We start from the raw sequence: 4,459 nt of genomic DNA, 5'->3' as shown, positions 1-4,459 counted from the left end.
TTATTATTGACTAGAGTCATGCTCCTGCAAAGCTGCTTATACCCGGTGTAGCTGTTTGAGGATTTGCAGTGGCCCCATAAGCCATTATCTTCCCAAAATCGGCCTCAGGTTCCCTCTTTTCCATGACAGGATGGTAGGGATCCCGCCCCCCGGTGCATCAGATGGTTGCCCAAGCTGCTCCTACTGCCTACGAGGCCCAAACCCAAGCTCTTGCCCAATCTCTGTTCGCCTCTCTTTCGGGAGAGAAGAGATCCCTGCTGGCCCAGTGGCGGGATCAACTGCGCTGGGAGGACAAGCTGCTGGCCTGGGCGATGGAGAACCCCCACCTGCGCACCCAGTTGTTCCGCTTGATCGATGTCTTGCCCAGCTTGAAAAGCAAGGCTGAGGTGGCCCGCCATTTGCAGGAGTATCTCTTGGATCCGGCAGTAGAGTTGCCGGGGATGCTGAAGAGCCTGCTCAACTTCGCAGACCCCGACTCCCTGCCAGGACAGTTGGCTGCCAGCACTCTCACCGCTGCTGTGGAAGCTCTGGCCCGCCGCTATATTGCCGGAGAAACTCTACAGCAAGTCAGCAAAACTCTGGAAGCTTTGCACCGGCAGGGTATGGCTTTCACGCTGGATTTGCTGGGGGAAGCCGTCATCACCGAAGTGGAAGCCCAATCCTATCTGGATCGCTATCTGCAGGTGATGGAGCATTTGGCAAAGATGGTCAAAACCTGGCCACAACCGCAGCCTGTGCCGCAAGTGTCGGTAAAGCTGACAGCCTTCTATTCCCAGTTCGATCCCATCGATCCCCTGGGGGCCAAAACCAAAGTGGGGGAACGGATTCGCGTCCTGTTGCGCCGGGCAGAAGCTCTGGGAGTCGGGATCCATTTCGACATGGAGCAGTACCGCTACAAATCCCTCACCCTGGCCATTTTGCAGGAGCTGCTGCTGGAGCCGGAGTTCCGAGGCCGCACCGACGTTGGCCTGACGCTGCAGGCCTACCTGCGGGATAGCTACACCGATCTGCAAAACCTGATCGCCTGGGCCAAAGAGCGGGGATCCCCGGTGACGGTGCGCTTGGTCAAGGGGGCCTACTGGGATCAAGAGACCATCCTGGCGGCGCAAAAGCACTGGCCACAGCCGGTTTACAACAGCAAGTCTGCTACCGACGCCAACTTCGAGCGCATGACCCAGCTTTTGTTGGAGCACCACACCCATCTCCACGCCGCCATCGCCAGCCACAATGTGCGCTCTCAGGCCAAAGCCATCGCCATTGCCCAAGCCCTGGAGGTGCCCCAGTCTGCTTTTGAACTGCAGGTGCTCTATGGCATGGCCGATCCCCTGGCCAAGGCCTTGGTGCAGAAGGGACAGCGGGTGCGGGTGTACTGCCCCTACGGGGAGCTGCTGCCGGGTATGGCCTACCTGATCCGGCGTTTGCTGGAAAACACCGCCAACACCTCTTTCCTGCGGCAAAGCGTTCAGGGCTACAATCCCGAGCAGCTGTTGGCCCCGCCGGTCTTGGACGAGGGATCCGTTTTCCAGGCTCCTTCTCTCTCGTTTGTCGCCGCTCCCGACACCGATTTCAGCCAGCCCCAGCAGCGGGATCCCTTTTTTCAGGCATTGGACGAGATCCGGCCTCAACTGGGTCAGAGGGTTCAGCCCTGGATTGCCGGAGAATATCGCCCCACTCGACAAGCGATGCTCTCCCTCAACCCTGCGGATCCTGAACAGGTGGTGGCGGAAATTGGGTTGACCGAGCCGGAACAGGTGGAGCAAGCCTTGGCAGCGGCCCAAGCCAGCTTCCCCAGCTGGAGGCGCACCCCCGTTGCCGTGAGGGCGGGGATCCTGCGGCGGGTGGCGGAGCAAATCGAAGCCCAGCGGGCGGAGCTGGCTGCCTGGATGGTGCTGGAGGTGGGCAAGCCCATTGCCCAGGCCGATGGGGAAGTTTCCGAGGCCATCGATTTTTGCCGCTACTACGCCCAACAGATGGAGGCTCTGGAGCGGGGACGGGAGTGCAACCTGCCCGGCGAAACCAACCATTACTACTACCAGCCCCGCGGTGTGGCGGTGGTGATCGCCCCCTGGAACTTCCCCCTCTCCATCCCCTGTGGCATGACAGCGGCGGCTTTGGTGGCCGGAAACTGCGTGCTCCTCAAACCGGCGGAGCAATCTTCGCTGATCGCCGCCAAACTGGCGGAGTTTATCCTCAAGGCCCTTGCCGAAGCCGGGATCCCGGAGGGTGTCTTTCAATTCCTGCCGGGGGTGGGCGAAGCCATTGGCCCCCTGTTGGTTCAAGACTGGCGGGTGCACCTGATTGCCTTCACCGGATCCCAGGCGGTGGGTTGCCAGATCCTCGCCCAAGCCGCGCAACTGCAGCCGGGCCAGCACCACATCAAACGGGTCATTGCCGAGATGGGGGGCAAAAACGCCATCCTCATCGACGAAAGCGCCGACCTGGATCAGGCGGTCAAAGGAGTGGTCAACTCCGCCTTTGGCTACAGCGGCCAGAAATGCTCCGCCTGCTCGCGGGCGATCGTTTTGCAGTCCATTCACGACCTGTTCTTGGGACGGCTCGTCGAGGCGGTGCGCTCTTTAAATGTGGGGGATCCGGCCCACCCCGGCACCCAAGTTGGCCCGGTCATCGATGCAGAGGCCCAAGCTCGCCTGCACCAGGCCATTCAATCGGCCCAAGCCTATGCCCGTCTCGACCTCAGCCTGCCCGTGCCGGAAAAAGGCTACTTCGTCGGCCCCACTGTGTTCAGCCAGGTGGATCCCCAGTCAGAGCTGGCGCAGCGGGAGCTGTTTGGCCCGGTTTTGGCGGTGATCTCAGCGCCGGACTTTTCTTCTGCTCTGCAGATGGCCAATGCCACCCCCTACGCCCTCACCGGCGGTCTCTACAGCCGCACCCCTTCCCACATTCAACAGGCTCGCCAGGACTTTGCCGTCGGCAACCTCTACATCAACCGCGAGATCACCGGGGCGTTGGTGGAGCGGCAGCCCTTCGGCGGCTTCAAGCTCTCCGGCGTGGGATCCAAAGCCGGCGGCCCCGACTACCTGCTGCAATTTTTAGAGCCGCGCACCGTAACCGAAAACACGCAACGGCAGGGCTTTGCTCCCATCGAGGGATCCTGAGGATAGGGCTTGGGAAAGCTCATTGGACAGGCTTGGCCACATCCCCAACCTTGAAGCCTGCCCCGCTGAGAATGCGTCCCACACTGGAGCTGTCATCCACCTCCGTCAGTTGGACCTGTCCGGCTGGCTCAGTCAATTTGCGCAAGACTGTCCCCGTGGCCGGATCCTTCACCTCGCGGACGACGCGCTCCACAGAAAGAATCAATCCCACCCGATAGCCATCGCGGCTGCCCTTGTTCAGGATCACCTGGTTGCCGTAGACATCCGCCACCAAGGCGTCAACCGTTGGCAGAGAGCGAGGCTGAGCTGCCAAGCGCCCGGCAAAACCGGCCAACTGCTGGGCAATTTGCTCCACCGCTTGTTGGCTTGCCAATACCAACAGCTTCTCTTCGTTGCTGGTGGCGGATCCCCCGCCAAAGCCGGCAACCGTGACCGTGCTATCCGACTGGCTGGCGTTGCCTTTGCCCTCGACCACGGCCAAGATCTCGGCAGTACTGGTGCTCACCAAGCGGGCATTCAGCTGCACGTCGGCATCGGCATCCACTGACTCAGCGCCCACCGCCAGCGGGAAGCTGCCGAAGGGAGTTAAGACCGGTGCCCCACCCCCAGAACGGCGCACAGACACATCAAACTGGGTCACACTGCCGAGGATCACCGCATCGACCCCTAGGATCCGGCCTACCTGAGCAGCGGTGTTGGCATCCAGTCGACCGGATAGACCCAGGTTCTGCTCGGCCAAGATCGCGTCCAGCCGCGAGCGCTCGATGACGGAAAAGGTGCCATCTCTCACCAGCCGATCCACCAACAGGTCGCTCACCCCCCGAGAAGCCTCGCGGAAGCTGTAGGGATTGCTGAGGCTGCTGAAATCAAAGTCCAAGACTGCAATCCGAGGACGGGATGTGGGTTGCGGCGCTTGTCCCACCTGTCTGGGGGCAGAGAGGGTGCAGCGAATGTCTTGGGGAAATTGCTGGCAGAGGGCTGGATTGGCGGATTGGGCCACCACCGGGATCCCTGTCCAGCCTAGGCTTACCAAAGGGATCCCGAACAGCAAAACGGAAGAGAGGTTGCGCATGGTTAAACGATCTCCTAGATCTGGGAAGTGGCCACAGTTACTCTCAGCTTGCACCCAAAAGAGCTTCAGGGCGGTGACCGGTATCACCTGGCAGCTAAGGGCTAAGGATCCTGACGTCGCCTGTTCCCAGAAGATGCCCTACACTCTACCGACTACAAGGTTGTTGAAAAAAGGGATTGAGAAGGTTTGTATAGAAGAGTTGACAAATCTCAACCCTGTTGAGCAAAGGTACTCGCTCTCTGCAATTGACATCCTCCCCGGCCTGAAGGCT

At 60.6% G+C, this 4,459-nt stretch carries 3 protein-coding genes; 2 read left to right on the top strand and 1 reads right to left on the bottom strand.

Features of this window, described 5'->3' with window-relative positions; genetic code table 11:
- The first annotated feature begins 161 nt into the window (after window positions 1-161).
- The gene (pruA, locus tag NW818_RS01960) at window positions 162-3,116 is read left to right on the top strand and encodes an L-glutamate gamma-semialdehyde dehydrogenase (protein ID WP_414423698.1); all 2,955 of its coding nucleotides are present in this window, start codon (window positions 162-164) and stop codon (window positions 3,114-3,116) included.
- Window positions 3,117-3,135: 19 nt separating this feature from the next.
- On the opposite strand, the gene NW818_RS01955 is transcribed toward pruA, so the two are convergent.
- Window positions 3,136-4,188, bottom strand: a complete 1,053-nt coding sequence (locus NW818_RS01955) for a CsgG/HfaB family protein (protein WP_414423697.1) — start codon at window positions 4,186-4,188, stop codon at window positions 3,136-3,138.
- Window positions 4,189-4,261: 73 nt separating this feature from the next.
- Between NW818_RS01955 and NW818_RS01950 the strand changes: the two genes are divergently transcribed.
- Window positions 4,262-4,459 (top strand): hypothetical protein (locus tag NW818_RS01950; protein ID WP_414423696.1); only part of this gene is annotated, 198 nt, incomplete at its 3' end.

Origin of the sequence: Synechococcus sp. R6-5 (assembly GCF_047461775.1) — a bacterium.
Lineage (GTDB): Bacteria > Cyanobacteriota > Cyanobacteriia > Thermostichales > Thermostichaceae > Thermostichus.
The sequence above is the reverse complement of the archived record's forward strand: the minus strand, read 5'-3'. Positions and strand labels throughout refer to the sequence as shown.

What these genes read in the sequence shown, in the direction of transcription:
- pruA (WP_414423698.1), top strand. Translation starts at nt 162, where the DNA reads ATGGTTGCCCAAGCTGCTCCTACTGCCTACGAGGCCCAAACCCAAGCT.
- NW818_RS01955 (WP_414423697.1), bottom strand. Translation starts at nt 4,188, where the DNA reads ATGCGCAACCTCTCTTCCGTTTTGCTGTTCGGGATCCCTTTGGTAAGC.